Raw genomic sequence first — 19,553 nt, 5'->3', positions numbered from 1 at the left:
CACAGACCTCAGGCCGACGCTTTCGCAGCACCACAAACCCGTCAACATTCACCTGCGAAAATGCAGCGCAGCGGACCTTTGCGGGGCGAAGAAATGTAGGGTCTTTCCCATGTCTGAGACAAACGACCACGACGAACAACTCACACAGGACGCGGTCGGGCTGCTGAAAAAGCTCATCCGCAACGCCTGCGTCAACGACGGAACCCCAAACTCGGGCCAGGAGGTGCGCAACGCCAACACCCTGGAAGAGTTCTTCGCCGGATCCGGCGCGATTGTGCGCCGCTTCGAATCCCACCCGGGCCGAGTCTCCATCGCGTTTACCGTGGAGGGCTGCGACCCAGATGCAGAACCATTGACGCTCATGGGGCATACGGACGTGGTGCCCGTTGACAGGCCGAAATGGAGCATGGATCCTTTCGCAGCGGAGGAAATCAACGGCCGCATCTACGGCCGCGGCGCCACCGACATGCTCTATATCACCGCCGCGATGGCGGCTGTGACCCGCGACGTTGCCCGCGGCTCCACTGCCCCGCGCGGCACCCTGACGTTTGTAGGCCTAGCCGATGAGGAGGCCCGCGGTGGCCTCGGCGCCGGCTGGATCGCCGAGAACGACCCCGAAGCCTTCAACTGGAAAAACTGCCTGTCCGAGGAGGGTGGCTCGCACCTGCCGGTACAGGATGGCTCAGATGCGCTGATAGTGGTTGTCGGGGAAAAGGGTGCCGCGCAGCGCCGGCTCGTGGTTCACGGCGACGCCGGCCACGGCTCCACCCCCTACGGCCGCGACCTTGCCGTCGCCCGCATCGCAGAAGTTGCGCGCCGCGTTGCCGCGATCGATCCCCCGGTGCGCTCCGACGAGTTGTGGGAGGGCTACGTCAAAGCCTTCCGCTTCGATCCCGACACCGAAAAGCAGCTTCTCGGCGGGGAGGGTTATGAAAACCTGGGCGGGCTTGCCCGCTATTCCCATGCGATGAGCCACTTGACCATTGCGCCGACGGTGCTTAGGGCTGGCGCCGCCATCAACGTCTTTCCTTCGACTGCGTATCTTGAGCTGGACATTCGCCCGTTGCCGGGGCACACGCAAGACGAAATCGACGAGATGTTGCGCGAGGCCTTAGGCGAGCTTGCCGGGGAGGTGGAAATTCAGCACCTCATCACCGAGGATGCGACAGTCTCTCCCACCTTTGGCCCGCTTTACGACGCCCTACTCGCCACCTTCCAGGAGTTCTTTCCTGGCACCCCGGTCGTTCCGACCATCGCCGCGGGTGGCTCGGATTTGCGCTTCGCCCGCGCCAAGGGCGGGGTGGGCTACGGCTTCGCTTTGCACTCGAAGGAGCAGACGCTGGGCAGCGTGCTCAATCAGCTTCACAGCCACGACGAGTACGTCGAGCTTGCCGACGTCGACTTGACCACCCGCGCTTACCGCTCACTGGTGCGACGCTTCCTGGGCGCCTAAGAGTCTCCCCTACCTCACTGGCCCCATCCGTGTCATACTTGTGTGTATGAAGACTCAGTTGCGCACCTTTGCTCTCACCTCCGCCCTATGCTGCACCCTCACCGTCGGACTCATCGCCTCCCCTGCCGCCAGCGCCGACCAGATCGACGACGCCCTAGCGGCGCTACCCTCCGGCCCGATCAGTTGCGAACAGGCGAAGCGCTACTGGACTAACGACGCCGACTACAACACCCGCGTGCGTCAAGCCCGCGCCATCGCCATGTTCGACCGCCGTGGCCCGCAAATCCTCGACGCCCTCGCTCGCGTCGACGAGGCCGCCACCCGCTGCGGCCTCAAAGGCACCAACAGTAACGCCCCATCCCAGCAAGCACCCGCGCCTGCTCAACCCGCGCCCGCTCAACCCGCACCCCAGGGCCAACCCGCGCCCCAGGGCCAATTGATCGTCTTGGCCCCGCAGGGCGTTGCCACCTTCGACGTGCCGGTGGCCGGGGTGGCAACCCTGCGCCTGCCCGACTTGGGCAAGATCCTGCGGGACCTCATTGCCCAAAACGGTGGCTCCTCGCTGCCGAACTTCCCGGCCTAACGGTTATTGCGCACTCCACTCGTAGAGCGTCTCCCCGCCCGAGTGGATGCGCACTCCGGGGGCGGGAGTCAGGTGGGCGTCGGCAAGCAACTCGCGCTCGCCGTCGAAAACGCGCAGGGAGATAGTCTCGTTGGTTTTATCCACAACCTCGATGTCCGCGTGCGTAAGCCACGAGTGACGGCGGCGCAGACCGATAAGCGCCTGGTGCTGCTTAAAAACCCAGCGGCCCAGCTCCGACAGCTCCCCCGGAGTGGCCGGCAGTGCGGGGCGCACCGCATCATCGGCGGAAAAGCCCTCGCCGCGCGTGCCCTCGAAGCCCTGCTCGTCGCCGTAGTAAATGCTCGGCATGCCCGGAACAACCATCACAATCGCCAGAGCGATGATCTCCCCCGACTGACCGACAAGGCTGGCGATACGGTCAACGTCGTGGTTGCCGATGAACGTGTTAGGCAACACTCGCTGGGCAATGTCGCGGTGGCGGCTGATCGCGTGGTCAAGCTCGAAGAAATTCACATCCTTGATCGATGACCAGATCGCCTTCCACAGCTCGTACTGCGTCACCGAATCATACGTGCCGGCCTCGGCGAGCCCCGCGTAGTCGCCGTGGATGACCTCACCCAAAAACAGCGCCTCGGGGAACTCCTGGCGCACCCGGCCTATTACTTCCGCCCAGAACTGCCCCGGCACCGAATACGCCACATCGAGGCGCCATCCTGCGATACCACGGCGCAACCAATGCAACATCACATCGGCGACGAGGTCTGTGACCCTGTCGTCGCCGTGGTGCAACGTAGCCAAGTCCTCGTGGCCCTCCCAGTTCGTCGCGCCAGCCAGACCCTCATCCACCAGCGGGTGGCTCGCTGCGACGTGGTTGAACACTCCGTCTAGCATGACGTTGATGCCGCGGCTGTGGCACTCGCTGATGAGCCAGTCGAAATCCGCGTCGTCGCCGAGGCGTGCGTCGATGCGGTAGTGGTCGAGCGTGTCGTAGCCGTGCCCCACTGACTCAAAAATCGGCCCGAGCAGCAGCCCATTACACCCGAGCTCAATGAGGTAATCCAGCCAGGGGCCGAGATCGCGCAGCCTGTGCCCGGAATCATCGCCCTGCCGGTCACGCACCGGCGCACCAGTAGCTCCGAGCGGGTAGACATGCCACCAGATAGTCTGGGAAATCATCGCAACTCCTTCAACGGTCCTTGCAAGCCAGGCTACGTCGAAGCGCCGCTTGGATCAGGCAGCAGGTAGATGTGGTGGGTCAATGCTGGTCAAGCTGGCATTGCTTGTCAGCGCCTACACATCACCCAGTCTCTACCCCCCTCTTGCGCTTCGGGCGCTGCTTTTGCTTTGGCCTGTGCCCTGTTATTTGCGGGTGTGGGCCACCCCCAAGCTCACCGCTGCCCCTACCTCTCCGTCGAGCGGCGGCGCAGCCCGCTGAGGCGTCTGCGCCAATCCTCGGTGAGTTCCTTGTAGCGGTCCTCATGCGGGAGTAGTCCGCGGTGGGTGAGTTTGACGCGGGTGTCGCCGTCGTTGCCGTCTTCCAATTCGAAGATGACATCGGTGTCGCGCCACTTCGAGTCGTCCTTGTCACTGTCGGAGGGTTCAACGTGCCAGACCAGGCGGTCGCCGTCGCTTGCTTCTCCAACGGTAAATTCGGCGTAGTCATCTTCGCTTTCCATGCGGAACCCGTCGCCAAGTTCTTGGTTGTCGCCGCCGACGATGCCTTCCCACCAGTCTTTCGGGTTGCGGATCGCATCGTAGACATCTTTGCGCGGCGCGTTGATGTCGAAGCTGGTGGAGAAGTCTTTGATGGCTTGGACGTAGGTGCCGTCGGAAAATTCGTAGTCCGGCATGGCTCCCTCCGGGTCGTAAATGCGCACTTCGCAGCCGGAGTCGCGAAACTCTTTGAAACCTTCCTTGATCAGCATGCGCCCGGCCTTGTTGAAACTGGTCACACGAGACACGTCGAGCACCAGATAGCGCGTGTCCAGGTTCATGTCGGACAGGTCGTGGATGATTTTTTCGGCAGCGGTGAAGTTGATCATGCCTTGCAGCTCGACGACGGTGCGGTCGTGTCCGCGGTCGACGGACTTGATGCCCGGCGCGGCGTAGTAGTCGGAGGACATGAGGTTTAAGCCGAGGGATTGGGACAGCTCCCCGAAGATCTTCACGCCGCGCACGGAGTTGCCCTCCTTGTTCAGACGCGGGCTAAACGACGCTATCCCCAACTGCCCCGGCATCGTCCCGATCAGGCCCCCGGAGACACCGGACTTGGCGGGGATACCCACCTGAACCATCCAGCGCCCCGAGCCGTCGTACATGCCTGCCGAAGTCATCACGGCCTGCACGATGCGGCACGTTTTTGCGGACAGCACGCGCTGCTTGGTAACAGGTTGGATTCCGCCATTGGCCAGCGTCGCCGCCATGACGGCAAGATCTTTGATGGTGACCATAATGGAGCACTGCTGGGTGTAGCTGTTGACCGCGTCGTGGGCGGAGTCGCTGATCATGCCGACTTCGCGCAGCAGGTGCGCAATGCCCTTGTTGCGGTGCGCGCTGGTCAACTCGTTTTCCACAATGTTTTGGTCAATGCTTAGCTCACGGCCGGCCAAACGCGACAGAAAAGCGCGGATCTTCTCCACCCGCTCGTTGACCGTGCAGCTCGAACCGTTGATCAACTGGTTGACGGTGATGGCGCCCGCGTTGATCATGGGGTTTTCGGGGCGGTTGGTGGCGTCGTCAAGCGAAATTGCGTTGAAAGCCTCGCCGGAAGGCTCCACCCCCACAAACTTGTGTACCTCGTCCGCGCCGAGCTCCTCAATTGCCAGCGCATAGACGAAAGGTTTGGAGATGGACTGGATCGAAAACTCGTAATCCTCATCGCCCACCGCATAAAGGTGTCCACTGGCGGTGCACACCGCCAGGCCCAGCTTGTCCGGATCGGCGTCCTTTAGGGCCTCGATATAATCGGCTACCTCGCCGTCATTGTCATCGCGGACGAGATTGAGAATACGGTGAAGGTACTCGGGCACAGGGGTTGGCATAGGCGCCAGTGTACTGGGGGTGCGCCGTTTATCGGCGCGAGCGAGCCATGGGCAGGTGCCCTGAAATAGTGCATCAAGGGCAGCACCGAGGAACACGCAGTCGCCGGATCCGAGTCGATTCACAAGCGAAAGCTCACACGCTGACGACCTGGCATCTAGCCGCCGCCGGACCGCGAGATGCATTGGCTGCAAAACCTTCTACGTTTGGGCAAAGAGCGCAACTCGCTACCCTCAAACCATGACCGACAAGCGCCTCGCCCTGACCACCCTGGCCGTCACAGTCGTCGGCGTGCTGGTTCACGGCCTCGCCGCAGCGCGCGGGTGGCTCTATTGGGACGATCTGATCCTGCAGTCGAAGGCGCGCGAACTGGGCCTGGGCGCGGCCCTTTTCACCCCGCACGACGGCCACCTCATGCCCGCCGCGTGGGTAGTCGAGTGGCTTTTAGCCACCTACGCGCCGTTGAACTGGCCGGCGGCGTTGTCGGTGCTGATCTGTCTGCAAGCCCTAGCCGCCGCGGCAGTCGCCTGGTCTGCCCGCCAATTCGCGGGCAGGTGGGCGCCGCTGCCAGTAGCGATCTACCTGGCCACCCCACTGACCCTGCCGGTGAGCACCTGGCTAGCAGCCGGGATCAACACCCTGCCCATGCACGCAGCGCTGGCGATGGTGCTCGGGCATGCAGCTCGCGGCAAAGGCGGCGACACGGTCAAGGCAGCCGGGTGGCTGATCTTCGGGTTGATGTTCAACGAGCGCGCACTATTGATTACTCCGCTGGCGCTAATGTCGTTGGCCTGTTGGGGCTACCGCGACCGCATCCGCCCCCTGGCCACCGCTTTGGCCGCCCCGACGATCGCGTGGGCTGCGATCTACCTTGCGCTTGCACCCCCGTACACCAGCGCCGAGCAGCGTGTTAGCCTTCTTGCGCTGCTGTGGCGCGGCTACGCGGAAGGCTTAGCGCCCACCGCCGCGGGCGGGCCGTGGCTGTGGCAGCGCTGGCACCCCTCTCCCCCGTTCGCGCACGCACCCCTGCCGCTCATTGTGCTCGGCGCGCTGGTGGTGGGTGTGGTGCTGTGGTGGGGGCGCCGTCACGCACTCGTGTGGCTGCCCGCGCTGCTTTACCCCGTGGTGCCGATCGTGTCGTTGTGGTGGTTGCGCTCCGGCGGCGACACGGCGGTGGAAATTGTGCTGACCTTGCGCCATCTCAGCGAAGTCGCCGTGCTGGTCGCTCTCGCGCTGGCAGTGCTGTCACCCCGCCTGCGCATCCCGCCGCTCGCCGTCGCAGCCTTCGTCGCATCTTCGCTGGTCAGCACCGTCACCTTCGCGGCTTCATGGAGTCAACAGCCGGCGCGCGTGTACTTTTCCGCCCTGCGCTTTCCTGGCTTGAATCAGGATGTGCCGGCCGAGGTGCTTTTGCCCGTCGCGCACCCACACAACCGGCTCGACCACCTAGCCCCGTGGCTGGTCACCACCTCAACAACGGAGCCGACGCTTATCGACGCCACCGGCACCCGCCACCCCGCCGCCCTCATGCCCTCCCGCGCCAGCTTTGACGCCTGCACCGACAACGGCGCCGCCGAACTTCTCCTCGACGGGCCGCTTTACAACCTCGAGTGGACCGTGCTGCTCAACTACAACGCCTCCGCCGACGGGACCGCGCACATTTCCTTAGACGGCGAAGCCGTTGAGGTGCCGGTGAACAAGGGGGTGCACCAAGTGTGGGTGCGCGTTGCCGGCGGTGGGGCGCGGATAAACGTGCGCTCCGAGGTGGAGCTTTGCTTCGGCCGCAGCGAGGTTGGCCAGCTTCTGCCCTCCGATTAAAACTGCACTGTTGCTTGGGAGGTCTCACTGTCTGGAAGACTTCTCACCACAAAGTCTCATGCCATGCGCATGTGAAACCTTCCTGCCACCCGGGACCCCGTTGACGCTCTTTCCGAAACTGCCGCCGAAAAACCGGCCCCTGCGAAGTCGTTGGTGAGGCTGGTCACGCGCAACGCAGGCACATGCTAGCGCCGCGGTGAACTTTGCAAAAGGGGCCTCGCTTTTTCTCCCCGCTGCTCCTCCATCCGCTGGGCGTTGCTGGCCGCACCTCGCCTGTTGGGTGAGGTTGAACCCTCAGATGCCCCACCGCTTTTTCACCTTGGCTCAAAGGGAGGAGGGCCAGCTGTACACCGAGATGGAAATTGCGCTTCTGCCGCAAAGCTTTATCCCTGGTGTCGAACAAAGCAGCGTGCACCACCGAGTCGCAGATCCTCAGAATTGAAACCGGGCCGAAAGCCGGACGAGGAGTAACTCCTGCATCCACCGACGTAGTAAGCGCCGCTGCCGTGATCGACACGTTTCCACTGCGTCGCATCGCGCCGCGCGCTTGCAACAACAAGAACAAAAGCACAGTGGTGATGGGGACATCTTCAATCCGAAAAACGCAGCGAGATCTGCTGTCGAATGAAACTGGACTGTGTTTTAATCGTTTCACAACGCCCGGCAGCAACATGCGGCACTGGCACTCGTTTTCTGTTCCCCTGAGCGCTCGGAGGTTTCTGTGGCCCCTAACTACGTCGTGTTGCAGGTCGTGCTGAAGGAGAAGTTCCTCGGAACCGGATCCGGAAATCTGTCCGAACTTGAGAATGTCATCAATAAGCAATGCTCCAAGGGTTTCCGCCTGCACACGATCACCACTGCCTCATCAGGTAGTAAAGGGTGGGCAGGCGGCGACCGCATCCAAGCCACGATGGTTTTCGAAAGCCTCTAATCCTGCATTCACCGGGGTGCAGGCACAGCAAGCCGGGAAAGGGTGCCGCAGCCACACTTTTTGCCCTCCACAAGGGCGGTTTCGCGCACCTTAATCCTGTAAAAAGCCGCCACTGTTTAAGCCCTGGTGTGGGGTGAGCCTGTGCGGGAAAAGCCCGCCAACTACCTCCAGTACCTTCCGCGTTGCCGCAGCCCCGATTTTTCTCTCCCCGGCGTCGGTTGGGTCACAAAGGCAAGCGCTGCGTGTTTTGGGGTGATGTCCGGCGCCTGCACCGTCTTTTGCCCTGTCCTTTCAGTAGAGACACGTGAGGTTGACAAAGCCGGCCGCTTTTGGTTTTCCTTCCACCTTTTTTCTAGCCCGCCGCCTGCACATCACCCGATTTGGGGTTGTCGCGGAAACACCACCAGGTGGCGGCAGCGAAGGCAACTGCGGCGCCGCCAAGAAGCACGATGACCCCGGAATAGGCGGTGGTGTAGGCCGTTTCGAAGGGCATGGTCCGCTGGTTGGCTTCCAGCCAACGCGGCAAAAGGGAGCCGGTGACAGCAACTGTGGTCAGCGTTCCCAGTTCGTAGGAGACTTCCTCTACTCCGGCGGCCATGCCTGAGCGTTTCAGCGGGGCGGCGCCGATGATGGCGATGGAGCTGACCGACATTACCGAACCGGCACTCCAACCCACCACGGCCAGTCCGGCCAACAGCCAGCCCATCCGGTCGTGTTGTGTCGCCCAGTGGATCAGCCAAGCTCCCGCTGCGGCGGTGACGAACCCACCGGTGATCAGTGGGAGAAAGCCAATGCGGTGAAGGAATGCGCCGCCGAGAGTGGAAGCGGGGATGGCGCAGGCGGCCATGACCATCACCGTCAGCCCGGCGTGGAGGGGGCTGAAGGCGTCGGCAAGCTGTAGCTTCTGCGTCGTCATCAGCTCGGTGCCGGCAAGCACCACCATTCCTCCGGCGGCGGCGAGCACGCCGCCGGTGAACATACGCGAACGGAAGATGTCGAAGGTGAGCAGGGGGTCGCGCAGCTTCGCTTGACGGCGCACAAACAACGCCCCAGCCACAACCGAAACCGCCGCCGCCCCGGCAATCAGCGCGGCCCTTCCATGTGGGCTCGCACTCTCCTTAATCACCATCGTGGCCGCCGACAACGCGAACAGAGCGTAGACGGAGGAAACCACATCCCAGTGCTTGTCGGGGTTGGGCATGTTTTCCGGCGCCAGCGCAACAGTCAAAGCGAGGGCGATGACAACGACAGGGACATTAATGAGAAAAACGGAGCCCCACCAGAAATGCTCAAGCAACGCGCCGCCGACGACGGGCCCCGCGCCCGCACCGACGACCGCCACCGATCCCCAGATTCCGATAGCCGTGTTGCGTTCACGCTCGTCAGAAAAGGTCAGGCGGATCAGGGCGAGGGTGGCCGGCATCATTGTGGCACCCCCCACTCCGAGCGCGCCGCGGGCCGCGATGAGCGCCAAGGCAGACGGAGCGAAGGCAGCAGCGAGTGAGGCTAACCCGAAGATGACCAGTCCCGTGATGAACATTAAGCGGTGGCCGATTTTGTCACCGAGAGTGCCGGTGCCCAGCAATAACCCGGCGAGCACAAGCGGGTAGGCGTTGATGATCCATAAAGACTCGGTGCTCGTCGCCCCCAGTTGGGATTCCAGCACGGGCAAAGCCGTGTAGAGAATCGAATTGTCTAATCCGATCATGAATAGGCCGAGCGAGATAACAGCAAAGAAGGCCCAGCGCTGCGCTGGTGTCGAACTGTTCATCATGCACCGCGCGGGAAGCGGATCGAGGTGCCCACCGCTTCACCTTCCCGGATGGGCCACCAGCCGTCGGTTTTTTCGGTGGGGCGGTCGTCTTGGTTGATGAACCAGTCGTCGTCGGTGAACCACGTGCTGGGTGCCCATTCGATGGTCTCATCGCTAAATGCGGCGTGTGTAAAGGAGCTGCGGGTCAGCTCGCTGTGGTCACGCATGCCGAAAGTGGACCAGTGCGGGCCCGAGTAGGTGATTAGGCCCGTGCGTGCATACAGCGCGTTTTGCAGGGCGGTTACATCTGAGTGTCCGCAGAAAAATGTGGGGTGGGCGGCGATGAGGTCGGAGTCGAGAAATGGTGGCAGTTCGTTGGTGTTAAACCCGCCGATCACCGACAAGATGCCAGCAACGTCCGGGTCGGTGAAAGCGTCGTGGATGTCGCTCACGCGGGAATCGACCTCGGAGGTGTAAAACTCGTCAGATTCCTCCACATTGTTGCCGAAGGTGACGGTGAGCCCCAGATCGTTGAGACGCTGCGTGGCCAGGTGTGAGAGGAAGTCACCCGCCTGGCCGTCTACGACATACGGCAGCGAGCGCGATGGGGTGACTACTCGCACGGTTGATCCTGGGGTTAAAGGGGCGGGGTACACGTGTTTCTCCTTGCTTGGAGGCGGTTTGATTCTCCGCCAAGCCTAGCCGACGCCGTGTCAGTTGCGGCACGGGTGCCTGCCGGCCACACCTAAGTAGCATAACTATCTAGATGGCGTTACTTTCTAGGTGTGGCTCTGCAAGATTCTTTTCCTTCCCATTGCCTCCGCGCCGTGCTACCGATGGCGGTGCTTCAGGTCCTGGAGCGCGACAAAACCTACGGCTACGAAATCGCCGCCCTCCTGCTCGAGTCCGGCTTCGGAGATATCAAGGGAGGCACGCTCTACCCGCTGCTTGGGCGCCTCGAACGCGTCGGCTTGGTACGCACGCAGTGGCGCAGTGGCACCTTTGGGCCGGGGCGCAAGTACTACGCACTCACCGAGGCGGGCCGGGAGGAACTCGCCGCGCTGAAAGAATTATGGGCCCATTTCAGCGCCACTACTGCAACCCACTTGGGCTTGGAAAGAGTATCCAACGGCGAAACACAAACTTGAGCGTGATCTCACACCCACCATCAACCCAGTACGGGCCGAAACCTTCGTTGTCGACGCTCGCCTGCGCGAGGTCCCTGGCACCACCATCGACGACGCCCGCGGTGGAGTTAACGGCCACCCGTCGCGCCCGGCGCGAAAGGAGGCGGCGTCGATAACGCAGGAAGTTCAACCGCAGGGACCGTCCTTATGGTGGCTTCTCGTCCCCGCTTTTTCGAGATTGCAGGCGTGTCCTCGGCCTCAACGACGTGGTTTGCTTCGTGTTCGGCGCGGCCAACATCGTTGTTGTGGCTAAGACGTGAGGGCCATAGACTGAAGCGTGCGCCGTGCGGGTGCTATGGGGCGTCCCCGTTTTCCTTCGGGGCGTTTTCCGGATGATGGACCGCTCGGCGCACGGCACGGCCTGCGGGCCAATGGGGTTCAAGTCCCCTGATCCCTTCTATAAGTGTTCCGCCACCGCCCGGGAATGAGCTTCCCGGTGGCCCGCGGCCCGGTACCGAAGCAAGCACGCGTGCTTGCCCACGCACCGCTGCCCCGCCACCGGTTGGCCCCGCGCGGGGCTGAACCATACAACGTAAGGCGTGGTGGTGACCTATGCTTAGCAGGCGTTTCAAACGCAATTCCGATGACGGGTGGTCGATGTATCTGCCGGAAGCACACACTGAAACATGGCAGCGCTCTTTCCCGCGCAGTCCCGCGCCCAAGCCTGGCCATGTGGTGCTGCGCTCCCGAAACGGCGAAGTAACCGTGGTCAACCGTCCCGGGCTTTCCCAACCTTTTGACCTCTTTCGGCAGGTTGACCAGCGGCGCAGTCAACTCTCCTTCGCCCCGCAGTCAGTTCCGACGGCGCAGGGCCTAGATGTCACGCTGACCTTCGTGCTGACTACACGGGTCGTGGATGCAGTGCGCTACGTCACCTCCTCGGCGGATCCCAACCGTGAGGTTTATTTAGCTGCCCAGATCGCTTTGCGTGAACTCGTCTCCACAATGCAGCTCAACGAGCTCGTGGGCACTCGGATAGACCTATCCCCTGTCGCCGCGGCGGCAGCGAAAGCGGCCCGCGACGTCGGCCTCGAAATCGTCGGCACCATCCACCTCAAAGACATCACTTTGCCGCACCGTATCACGGACGCACTTAGCCAGGCTGAGGTGGACAAACTCGCGGCGGAAACTGACCTGGAGCGTGCCCGCACCGAGGTCAAAATCACCCGGGCGCGGATGGGTACGGCCAAAGTTCTGGAGCAAAATCCGCTGCTGGCGAAAATCCGCTTGCTTGAGGCACTGCCGCCCGGCACGACGCTCGAGGTGCGCGACAGCAATTAAGCACAAGCAGATCAAAGCGCTGCGCCTTCTCCGCGGCACTGGCAACCTCCCATGACAAATGTCATGTGAACCGATGACAAACGGCTCTACCAGCAGCCTTGTTTGGCTACGACACTGTGGGGCATGGGCACAGTAATTGAAGTCAAGGAGATGACAAGGAGGTACGGGGATTTTGCGGCCGTCGATAAGCTCAGCCTTTCCGTACGCTCCGGCGAGATCTACGGTCTGCTGGGCACAAACGGCGCCGGCAAAACCTCCACCCTCGAAGTGATTGAGGGCCTGAAGCGGCCAGACGAGGGCACGGTGCGCGTCCTCGGAATGGATCCGGTGCGCGAGCGAGCCGAAGTCCGCCCCCGCTTGGGCATCATGCTGCAAGCCGGGGGCCTGCCGCAGGCTTTGACCGTGAAAGAATCTATCGCAATGTGGGCAGGTACCTGTTCTACGCCACGGCCCGTCGCGAAAGTCTTGGAGGAAGTCCAGCTCACCCACCGCGCAGACGTGATGGTCGGCGCGATCTCGGGTGGTGAGCAGCGACGCCTCGACTTAGCGTGCGCCCTCGTGGGTGACCCGGATGTACTCTTTCTCGACGAACCGACAACGGGCCTGGACCCAGAGTCCCGCCGCCACGTCTGGGGCCTGCTGCAGGAGCTCAACAAACGGGGGGTGACGATGATCCTCACCACCCACTACCTCGACGAAGCGCAACACCTGTGTGACCGCCTGGCCATCATGGATCGTGGCCGCATCAAAGCTGAGGGAAGCGTCGCGCAACTGAGAGCACAGCAACCCGCCCACCTGCGCTACCGCCGCGACGGGCACATGGTGGAAATTCCTACCTTCGACCTACAAGGCGAAGCACACGCCCTGTTGTCCTGGGCCCACGACAACAACGTGGTGCTAGAGGATTTCGCGGCGCAACCAGCCACACTAGAGCAGGTTTTTCTAAACATCGCAGCCAACGACACCGAGGGAGTCACCCCATGAAACGCATCCTGGCTTTGGGCTGGGCCGAAACTAAGCAACTATTTCGCAACCCCCTACTTGCCTCCATGCTGCCCTGGCCCATCGCCATTGCAGTGTTCATGGTGGCGGTCGTTGACGGGCCCTCAGGCATCTTTTTGGCGGCGGGAGCATTCATCCTTATCAACCTGAGTTTCATCGTGTACTACTCGGCGTTGTCCATGATCACGACCCGGCGCGATGAAAGAGTGCTCATGCGCCTGCGCACGGGTGAGGCCCGCGACTGGGAGATCCTGACCGCCTCCGCTTTTCCGCTGGCTGCATTGACCGTCCTGTTGACGCCGCTGACCGTGGTGGCGGTGGATGTTTTTGCCGATGCGCCGCTTCCCGCCCACCCGCTGTATATGGTGGTATCGATCCTGTTCGGTATTCCCATGTCTTTTGGGTTAGCGTTGCTGACCAGTCGCTTCACCAAAAACGCCGAGGCCGCCATGATCACGTCTTTCCCGGTTCTTATGGTGACGATGCTTTCTATGCCGGGCGGCCTCCGCGAACTCGTGGGCACCCTGCCGGGGGCTGCGGCAACGATCTTTGGCTGGAACCCTTTCGCCCTGGCCACCGACCTATTTATTGAAGGGTGGCTCGGCGGCACTGTGGAAAGCCCCTTGCTGAGTGTTGTTTTGTTGGCCGCGTGGACCGTCGTGCTGCCCTGGGCGGGGATCCGCTGGATGCGCTGGGACACCCACCGCTAGGCTGAAGAAAGATGAGCAGGATTTTCAACCCCGCGACGAGGTGGCGCAACCTTGATTCCGCAGGCAAGTTCCTCGTGTATAACAGGTGGTCGCTGCAGGGAACCGTGATTATCATCGCGGTCTTTTTGGGTCTGGGTGCGCGCTCGATGTGGGCGGCGGCAGCTATCGTGGCCTCGGCTTTCTCAGCAGTGGTCGCGCTGCATTATCAACCGGTGCTGCGCCTCAAAGAGATCCCGCGACGTCCTTTCTTAAGTGCGGCAGGTTTCACGTTAAACGCCGTTTTTCTGTTCGCGTCGTTGCCGACCGCGCAACTCAATGTTGCCTGCATGAGCCTTATCATTTTGATCTCGGCGTTTACGCCTTTCTTTCGGCTGTGGCAATGGTGGACTCTGGCGGTATGTGTGGCGGGCGTGCTCGTCATCGCGGTCGGCTTGGGCTCGCCCGCTCTCGCCGTGTTGAGCATCGTCTGCGGCTCTGTCACCCTCGTGGTGTTGTGGACGGTGCGTTTGATGACCGAGGTGCACCGCGCTCGCACACTGGAAGCGCGCTTGCGTGTCAGTGAGGAGCGGCTGCGTTTTGCCCAAGACCTCCACGACACGCTTGGCCAAAACCTCGCCGGTATGTCCATCAAGACCCAACTGGCCCTGAAGTTCGCGCAACGTGGCGACGCCCGCCTCACCACCGAACTCACCGAGCTGCAATCGCTTATCGACGCCACCGTTACCGACATGCACGGAGTTGTGGACAACTACCGCTCTGCCGATTTCATCCAAGAGATCAACGGTGCGGTTACCTTGCTTAAGCAGGCCGGGATCACAGTCACCGTCGAGGGATCCGCCGCTGAAGTTGCGCCCGCCTTCCACCCCACTGCAGCGTGGTTCATCCGTGAAACAGCGACTAATGTGTTGCGCCATTCCCGCGCAACCACCGCAGCGCTTAGTATCTCACCGCAGCGCATCGCGCTGAGCAACGATGGACCCGACCCGCCTGGTTCGGGACCTTCCGGGGCGGGTTTGGACGGTTTGCGCAGAAGGGCATCCGAGTCAGGCAGCCGCTTGCGCGTCGAGCACTCCCCCACCTTATTTACCGCCGCACTGGAGCTGCCATGATCCGTTTCGCACTCATCGACGACGAAAAGCTCGTCGCCGACTCCCTCACCACCTTGCTTAGCCTCGAAGACGATCTCGTATCGTGCGGAGTGTTCTACAGCGGGGAGGACTTCGCCGCATCACAGGTCAAAGCCGACGTTGTTGTCACGGACTTGCAGCTCGCCGGTGGCATGGACGGGTTAGAGGTGGCGTCGATAAGCACTGCCCCTGCCGTGCTGGTGACAAGCCACGCGCGCCCCGGTGTGCTCAAACAGGCGCTTGCGGCCGGCATTTACGGAGTGCTGCCAAAGACTGCCAACGCTCAAGCTTTCGCAGACGCAATCCGGGCCGCTCATGCCAAGAAACGCTGGATCGACCCCGAACTCGCCGCCGCGACCATCGCCGCAGAAGCCTCGCCCCTTACCCAACGGGAGGCAGAGCTGCTGCTTTTAGCCGGGCGGGGCCTTTCCATCGCCAGCATTGCCCGCACCGCCCACCTGTCGCTCGGCACGACGCGCAATTACTTATCTTCGGCGATGGCCAAGACGGGGGCCACCAATCGCTACGAAGCCTACACACTGGCCTGGGACAAAGGCTGGATCTAAAACTTCTCCCGGGAGCTTTTGAGCGCTCCCGGCTCCTTAAATGCGCAGCCGGGAGCACTCCACCGCCCTTGTGATAGAGGTTGCGCTGTGGCCCTGGGCAGCGCGCCCCAAGGCCACACCCAAGGTGCTATTTTTGGTGTCATCGCATCAACACGGGAAGGGAGATCACCATGAGCGCCACCACCTACCTGCGCCAAGCACGCGAAACCATCTTTCCCCCCGCCTCCAACCCGCACGGCCCGCTGCCCGTGCTTCTTCTCGGGTGGACAGTAGTCACAGGGCTTGTCGACGCCTACTCATACCTCGAACTCCACCACGTATTCGTAGCCAACATGACCGGCAACGTCGTATTCCTGGGCTTTTCCCTCGCCGGCGCGCCCGGGTTTTTATGGTGGGCCTCGCTTTTGGCCATCGCAGCGTTCATGGTCGGAGCCAACATCGGCGGCCGTTTCCTAGCCAGCAACACCGGCCAGCACCGCAGCCGCCTGCTCTACTACGCAGGCACCACACAACTGGCCCTCTTTATCGCCTCCGCCCTCCTAGCGCTTGCCCTCCCCCCAGCCGACGCCACCCTATCCCTCGCCGCTCTGGTCATTTTGCTTTCCGTAGCGATGGGACTGCAAAACTCCATCGCGCGGGGCCTATCAGTTCCCGACCTAACCACAACCGTTCTCACGCTGACCATCACCGGCTTGGCGGGCGACGGCAGCGGCGCGGGCAAAAAGAACAACGTTGGCAGGCGCGTCCTCGCCATTGTGTCCATGGCACTCGGAGCACTCATCGGCGGGCTCATGGTTCAAGCCGAAGCCCCAGCCCTGGCCCTTATCGCCTCAGCCGCGCTCACCGCCGCCATTACCTGGCGCGCCTTCGCGCACCGCAACGACGACGCAGCCTGGGTCAAAAGGAAATAAGCCCAGCGCGGGCATGCGCTGTACCGGCCGCCGACCGTGTTGGCGCGGATTGCTCCCCGGCTAACTCACAACCATAAAAACCCCACACGCAAAAAAGACACCGCCCCAACGGTGTCTACAAATGGTGCCCGGGGGGGGACTTGAACCCCCACGTTCTTGCGAACACTGGCACCTGAAGCCAGCGCGTCTGCCAATTCCGCCACCCGGGCGGGCGACCTGCTTAATATAGCATCGGCCACCCAAGGAGCACCAAATCCCATGCCAGACGGGAGTTTTCGTAGCACGAAAGGTTCGGGTTTGAGGTTTGCGTCTAGGTCGCCGGGGCTTGCGCACATATACTGTGAGGGTTATCAACCGCACGTGTGACTGTTTCCAAAGGAAGGGAGGTGTGGGTAAGTGGGCCTGATGGATCGGCTGGCAAAGCTGGATAGTTCCATGCAGCGCGGCGTCGACAATTCGATGGCGGCTATCTTTGGCGGCAAGGTTGTGCCGGCGGAGATTGAGGAGCTGTTGAAGCAGGAGGCGCAAGACAGCCTCGCAATGTCTCAGCATGATGTAGTGATGGCGCCGAACGTCTATGCCGTCGGTGTTTCTTCGAAAGATTTGGAGAATCTATCGCGCGAACCTGACCTGCCCACCCAACTGGCGGATCAGTTGGCGCGCTTTATTCGCAACCAGGGCTGGTATTTGGAGGGGCCGGTGGCGGTGCGAGTGGCAGAGGAGTCGGGTCTGCGGACCGGGCAACTGCGCGCATCCTCGTACGTCGACCCCATGCCGGATGTCGGCAGCGGGTTTGATGCGATTTTTGCGGAACCACGTACTCACAATGATGTCACGGGAAACCGTGATCAGGAGGTTGACATGTCCGAGCCCACTAACGCAAGCGAACCGACGGTGAGCTTGTTGCTTCAGGACGGCTCGTCTCGGACATACCTTGTCCGCGAAGGGTCGAACATCCTTGGCCGTTCCAACGATGCCGATTTCCGGCTCCCGGACACAGGTGTGTCCCGTCAGCATGCGGAAATTACATGGGATGGCGAGTCGGCTGTCCTGGTTGATCTGCAGTCGACCAACGGCACAACAGTCAATGACGAGCCCGTAGAGAATTGGCTGCTTGCCGACGGCGACGTCATCACCGTCGGCCATTCCCACATTGAAGTCCGCATTGTGGAGCCAAACGGGGAAGGCGTCACCTCGGATGCGGGCCTCAACCCGGAGGACGTCGCCCACCCTCGAACTGAGTTCTTCCGGGGTCACAGCCCCGCAGGACACTAAGCCGGATTAAAGGAGCTCCATGGATTCCGCGATCGTCCTCGGCGCGCGTTTCGGCCTGCTGATTTTACTGTGGCTGTTTATCCTGCTGGTGCTGTGGTTCCTGCGTAAAGATGTCGTGGCGGCCTCTGGGGTGCGTCGACAAGCGGCGTCTGCAACCCCCATCAAGCGGGAGAAAGCGCGGCAGATCGTTGTCGCTGAAGGCCCCCTGCTGGGCTCCCACATGGACATCGCCAGCATCGAGGAAGTGACGTTGGGACGTGCAGAGGCGAACGATTTCGTGCTGGGCGACGATTACGCTTCGTCGCGGCATGCCCGCCTGTTTCGCCGCGGCAGTGAATGGTTCGTCGAGGACCTGGACTCAAGAAACGGCACCTTCGTGCAGGGCAGCCGCATTGACCAGCCGGAACGCGTCACCGTCGGCTCCGATATCAAAATGGGGCGCACGATTGTGAGGTTGATGCCATGAACCTGAAGCTAAATTACGTCACCGCCTCCGACCGTGGTTTGGTACGTGAAAACAACGAGGATTCGGCCTACGCGGGCCCGCACCTACTTGTCCTCGCCGACGGAATGGGTGGCCACGCCGCCGGCGAAGTCGCCTCCCAACTCATGGTCTCCCACATGAAGCACCTCGACAAAGACCCCGGCGACGCCGACATGCTGGCCCTGTTAGGTGCGGCCGCGGAAGATGCCAACGCGTCCATCGAAGCGTCAGTGAAAGAAAACCCCGAGCAAGACGGCATGGGCACGACCTTGTCCGCGCTGATGTTCAATGGCCGTGAGGTCGGCCTGATCCACGTCGGTGATTCGCGCGGCTACCTGCTTCGCGACGCCACCCTCACCCAAATCACCGAGGACGACACTTTCGTCCAATCGCTGGTCAAGGAAGGCCGGCTCGACCCGGGTGATGTGTCCTCACACCCACAAAAATCGCTGATTTTAAAGGCCTACACCGGCCGCCCGGTGGAGCCGCACCTGGAAACAATCCCCGTCCAAGTCGGCGATCGTTTCATGTTGTGCTCCGACGGTCTTTCAGACCCAGTGACCTCCTCCACCATCGAGGAAACGTTGCGCCACGGAGAACCCGATGTTGTGGTGCAACGCCTCATCGAATTGGCGTTGCGCTCCGGCGGGCCAGACAACATCACCATCATCGTCGCTGACGTCGTCGACACCGACGACCCCGCCGCCCCGCACCTGCCTTCGCAACCAGCTCAAGCCGGAGCACTTCTGCCCAACGCTGAATCCACCCACCCGGACTCCGCCGCAAGCCGGGCCGCCGCCCTGATGCGCACCGCTGAAACCCCCGCGCCGACCAACACGAAAGCGCAACTCGTCGGGGATCGGCAGGGCGCCAATGGGGCGTCGACAAGCGCGCACGAACCCGCCGACGATGAGGAGTCTCACCGTCGCCGCCCAGCCGTGTGGACCTTCACCGCCCTCGTCCTCGCCCTCGCCATCACAGGTCTCGGCGTCTACACCTGGCTAAACCAGCGCGCCGAGGACGAATTTACCGTCGCCGCCGACACGGACGGGCAGATCACCATCCAACGCATCCCAGGCTCCGTGCTGGGCACCTCCACCCCGGAGAACTACCAGCTAGCCTGCATCAGCGACAAAAACGAACTGCGCATCGTGAGTGCAGACACGCCACCTCAAGACTGCACCGTCTTTACCATCGACGACCTGCCAGATGCAGAAAAATCGGCCTTTACCAACTTCTCCCCCGGCGCCTACGAAGAATCCATCGGTTTGATGAACAGACTCGCCGACGCAGCTTTGCCCGCCTGCGTCGACGAACCAGAAAACAACCCGGAGGAACAACCAACTGACACCGCCGAAGAAGAACCCAACGATCAGGACAATAAACCTGAAGAACAAAACACCAAACCCACCAACTGCAGGACGGTGAAGTGA

The 19,553-nt window shown here is 62.0% G+C and carries 18 protein-coding genes and 1 tRNA gene; 14 read left to right on the top strand and 5 right to left on the bottom strand.

Going from position 1 to position 19,553, the window contains the following annotated elements; all coding sequences use genetic code 11:
• Positions 1-109: 109 nt before the first annotated feature.
• Entirely contained in the window at positions 110-1,453 is a 1,344-nt protein-coding gene (locus VLL26_RS09245; protein ID WP_342318790.1) for a M20/M25/M40 family metallo-hydrolase, read from the top strand.
• Positions 1,454-1,499: 46 nt separating this feature from the next.
• The gene (locus VLL26_RS09240) at positions 1,500-2,036 is read left to right on the top strand and encodes a hypothetical protein (protein ID WP_342318789.1); all 537 of its coding nucleotides are present in this window, start codon (positions 1,500-1,502) and stop codon (positions 2,034-2,036) included.
• A 3-nt stretch (positions 2,037-2,039) separates the two neighbouring features.
• On the opposite strand, the gene VLL26_RS09235 is transcribed toward VLL26_RS09240, so the two are convergent.
• Positions 2,040-3,212 (bottom strand): alpha-amylase family protein, encoded by a 1,173-nt coding sequence (locus VLL26_RS09235; RefSeq protein WP_342318788.1) that lies wholly within the window; start codon positions 3,210-3,212, stop codon positions 2,040-2,042.
• Between the two features lie 224 nt (positions 3,213-3,436).
• Positions 3,437-5,077, bottom strand: coding sequence for a glutaminase (locus VLL26_RS09225; protein WP_425292267.1), 1,641 nt, complete (start codon positions 5,075-5,077; stop codon positions 3,437-3,439).
• A gap of 238 nt (positions 5,078-5,315) precedes the next feature.
• On the opposite strand from VLL26_RS09225, the gene VLL26_RS09220 reads away from it, so the two are divergent.
• Entirely contained in the window at positions 5,316-6,893 is a 1,578-nt protein-coding gene (locus VLL26_RS09220) for a hypothetical protein (RefSeq protein WP_342318787.1), read from the top strand.
• Positions 6,894-7,614: 721 nt separating this feature from the next.
• Complete coding sequence (locus VLL26_RS09215) at positions 7,615-7,824, top strand: DUF4177 domain-containing protein (RefSeq protein ID WP_342318786.1); 210 nt, start codon at positions 7,615-7,617, stop codon at positions 7,822-7,824.
• Between the two features lie 352 nt (positions 7,825-8,176).
• Here the strand turns inward: VLL26_RS09215 and VLL26_RS09210 are convergent, their stop codons facing one another.
• Entirely contained in the window at positions 8,177-9,598 is a 1,422-nt protein-coding gene (locus VLL26_RS09210; RefSeq protein ID WP_425292266.1) for an MFS transporter, read from the bottom strand.
• Entirely contained in the window at positions 9,595-10,233 is a 639-nt protein-coding gene (locus VLL26_RS09205; protein ID WP_342318785.1) for an LD-carboxypeptidase, read from the bottom strand. Before VLL26_RS09205 ends, VLL26_RS09210 begins: the two co-directional genes overlap by 4 nt.
• A gap of 180 nt (positions 10,234-10,413) precedes the next feature.
• Between VLL26_RS09205 and VLL26_RS09200 the strand changes: the two genes are divergently transcribed.
• From VLL26_RS09200 to VLL26_RS09170, 7 genes are all read left to right on the top strand, one after another.
• Positions 10,414-10,725 (top strand): PadR family transcriptional regulator, encoded by a 312-nt coding sequence (locus VLL26_RS09200; protein WP_342318784.1) that lies wholly within the window; start codon positions 10,414-10,416, stop codon positions 10,723-10,725.
• A gap of 591 nt (positions 10,726-11,316) precedes the next feature.
• Positions 11,317-12,045 carry an SPFH domain-containing protein gene (locus VLL26_RS09195; protein WP_342318783.1) on the top strand — a complete coding sequence of 243 codons (729 nt, stop codon included), beginning with the start codon at positions 11,317-11,319 and terminating at the stop codon, positions 12,043-12,045.
• A 123-nt stretch (positions 12,046-12,168) separates the two neighbouring features.
• Positions 12,169-13,029, top strand: coding sequence for an ABC transporter ATP-binding protein (locus tag VLL26_RS09190; protein ID WP_342318782.1), 861 nt, complete (start codon positions 12,169-12,171; stop codon positions 13,027-13,029).
• Positions 13,026-13,757: an ABC transporter permease gene (locus tag VLL26_RS09185; protein ID WP_342318781.1), complete on the top strand. Its 732-nt coding sequence runs from the start codon at positions 13,026-13,028 to the stop codon at positions 13,755-13,757. Before VLL26_RS09190 ends, VLL26_RS09185 begins: the two co-directional genes overlap by 4 nt.
• A gap of 11 nt (positions 13,758-13,768) precedes the next feature.
• Positions 13,769-14,866, top strand: coding sequence for a sensor histidine kinase (locus VLL26_RS09180; RefSeq protein WP_342318780.1), 1,098 nt, complete (start codon positions 13,769-13,771; stop codon positions 14,864-14,866).
• Entirely contained in the window at positions 14,863-15,450 is a 588-nt protein-coding gene (locus tag VLL26_RS09175; protein WP_342318779.1) for a response regulator transcription factor, read from the top strand. Before VLL26_RS09180 ends, VLL26_RS09175 begins: the two co-directional genes overlap by 4 nt.
• A gap of 170 nt (positions 15,451-15,620) precedes the next feature.
• Positions 15,621-16,361: a YoaK family protein gene (locus VLL26_RS09170; protein WP_342318778.1), complete on the top strand. Its 741-nt coding sequence runs from the start codon at positions 15,621-15,623 to the stop codon at positions 16,359-16,361.
• A gap of 122 nt (positions 16,362-16,483) precedes the next feature.
• On the opposite strand, the gene VLL26_RS09165 is transcribed toward VLL26_RS09170, so the two are convergent.
• A tRNA-Leu gene (locus tag VLL26_RS09165) sits at positions 16,484-16,570 on the bottom strand.
• A 187-nt stretch (positions 16,571-16,757) separates the two neighbouring features.
• Here VLL26_RS09165 and VLL26_RS09160 point away from each other — a divergent pair.
• Genes VLL26_RS09160 through VLL26_RS09150 form a run of 3 tightly spaced genes read left to right on the top strand, consistent with a single transcriptional unit; the run spans position 16,758 to position 19,553 of the window.
• Positions 16,758-17,636 (top strand): DUF3662 and FHA domain-containing protein, encoded by an 879-nt coding sequence (locus tag VLL26_RS09160; protein ID WP_342318777.1) that lies wholly within the window; start codon positions 16,758-16,760, stop codon positions 17,634-17,636.
• Between the two features lie 19 nt (positions 17,637-17,655).
• Positions 17,656-18,102, top strand: a complete 447-nt coding sequence (locus VLL26_RS09155) for an FHA domain-containing protein FhaB/FipA (RefSeq protein WP_342318776.1) — start codon at positions 17,656-17,658, stop codon at positions 18,100-18,102.
• The gene (locus VLL26_RS09150) at positions 18,099-19,553 is read left to right on the top strand and encodes a PP2C family protein-serine/threonine phosphatase (RefSeq protein ID WP_342318775.1); all 1,455 of its coding nucleotides are present in this window, start codon (positions 18,099-18,101) and stop codon (positions 19,551-19,553) included. The genes VLL26_RS09155 and VLL26_RS09150 overlap by 4 nt, the downstream gene beginning before the upstream one ends.

Source organism: Corynebacterium sp. BD556, assembly GCF_038452275.1.
In the GTDB taxonomy this organism is placed as follows: Bacteria; Actinomycetota; Actinomycetes; order Mycobacteriales; family Mycobacteriaceae; genus Corynebacterium; species Corynebacterium mayonis.
The sequence above is the reverse complement of the archived record's forward strand: the minus strand, read 5'-3'. Positions and strand labels throughout refer to the sequence as shown.

What these genes read in the sequence shown, in the direction of transcription:
- VLL26_RS09190 (WP_342318782.1), top strand. Translation starts at nt 12,169, where the DNA reads ATGGGCACAGTAATTGAAGTCAAGGAGATGACAAGGAGGTACGGGGAT.
- VLL26_RS09175 (WP_342318779.1), top strand. Translation starts at nt 14,863, where the DNA reads ATGATCCGTTTCGCACTCATCGACGACGAAAAGCTCGTCGCCGACTCC.
- VLL26_RS09180 (WP_342318780.1), top strand. Translation starts at nt 13,769, where the DNA reads ATGAGCAGGATTTTCAACCCCGCGACGAGGTGGCGCAACCTTGATTCC.
- VLL26_RS09200 (WP_342318784.1), top strand. Translation starts at nt 10,414, where the DNA reads ATGGCGGTGCTTCAGGTCCTGGAGCGCGACAAAACCTACGGCTACGAA.
- VLL26_RS09155 (WP_342318776.1), top strand. Translation starts at nt 17,656, where the DNA reads ATGGATTCCGCGATCGTCCTCGGCGCGCGTTTCGGCCTGCTGATTTTA.
- VLL26_RS09225 (WP_425292267.1), bottom strand. Translation starts at nt 5,077, where the DNA reads ATGCCAACCCCTGTGCCCGAGTACCTTCACCGTATTCTCAATCTCGTC.
- VLL26_RS09220 (WP_342318787.1), top strand. Translation starts at nt 5,316, where the DNA reads ATGACCGACAAGCGCCTCGCCCTGACCACCCTGGCCGTCACAGTCGTC.
- VLL26_RS09170 (WP_342318778.1), top strand. Translation starts at nt 15,621, where the DNA reads ATGAGCGCCACCACCTACCTGCGCCAAGCACGCGAAACCATCTTTCCC.
- VLL26_RS09245 (WP_342318790.1), top strand. Translation starts at nt 110, where the DNA reads ATGTCTGAGACAAACGACCACGACGAACAACTCACACAGGACGCGGTC.
- VLL26_RS09195 (WP_342318783.1), top strand. Translation starts at nt 11,317, where the DNA reads ATGCTTAGCAGGCGTTTCAAACGCAATTCCGATGACGGGTGGTCGATG.
- VLL26_RS09235 (WP_342318788.1), bottom strand. Translation starts at nt 3,212, where the DNA reads ATGATTTCCCAGACTATCTGGTGGCATGTCTACCCGCTCGGAGCTACT.
- VLL26_RS09185 (WP_342318781.1), top strand. Translation starts at nt 13,026, where the DNA reads ATGAAACGCATCCTGGCTTTGGGCTGGGCCGAAACTAAGCAACTATTT.
- VLL26_RS09240 (WP_342318789.1), top strand. Translation starts at nt 1,500, where the DNA reads ATGAAGACTCAGTTGCGCACCTTTGCTCTCACCTCCGCCCTATGCTGC.
- VLL26_RS09210 (WP_425292266.1), bottom strand. Translation starts at nt 9,598, where the DNA reads ATGATGAACAGTTCGACACCAGCGCAGCGCTGGGCCTTCTTTGCTGTT.
- VLL26_RS09150 (WP_342318775.1), top strand. Translation starts at nt 18,099, where the DNA reads ATGAACCTGAAGCTAAATTACGTCACCGCCTCCGACCGTGGTTTGGTA.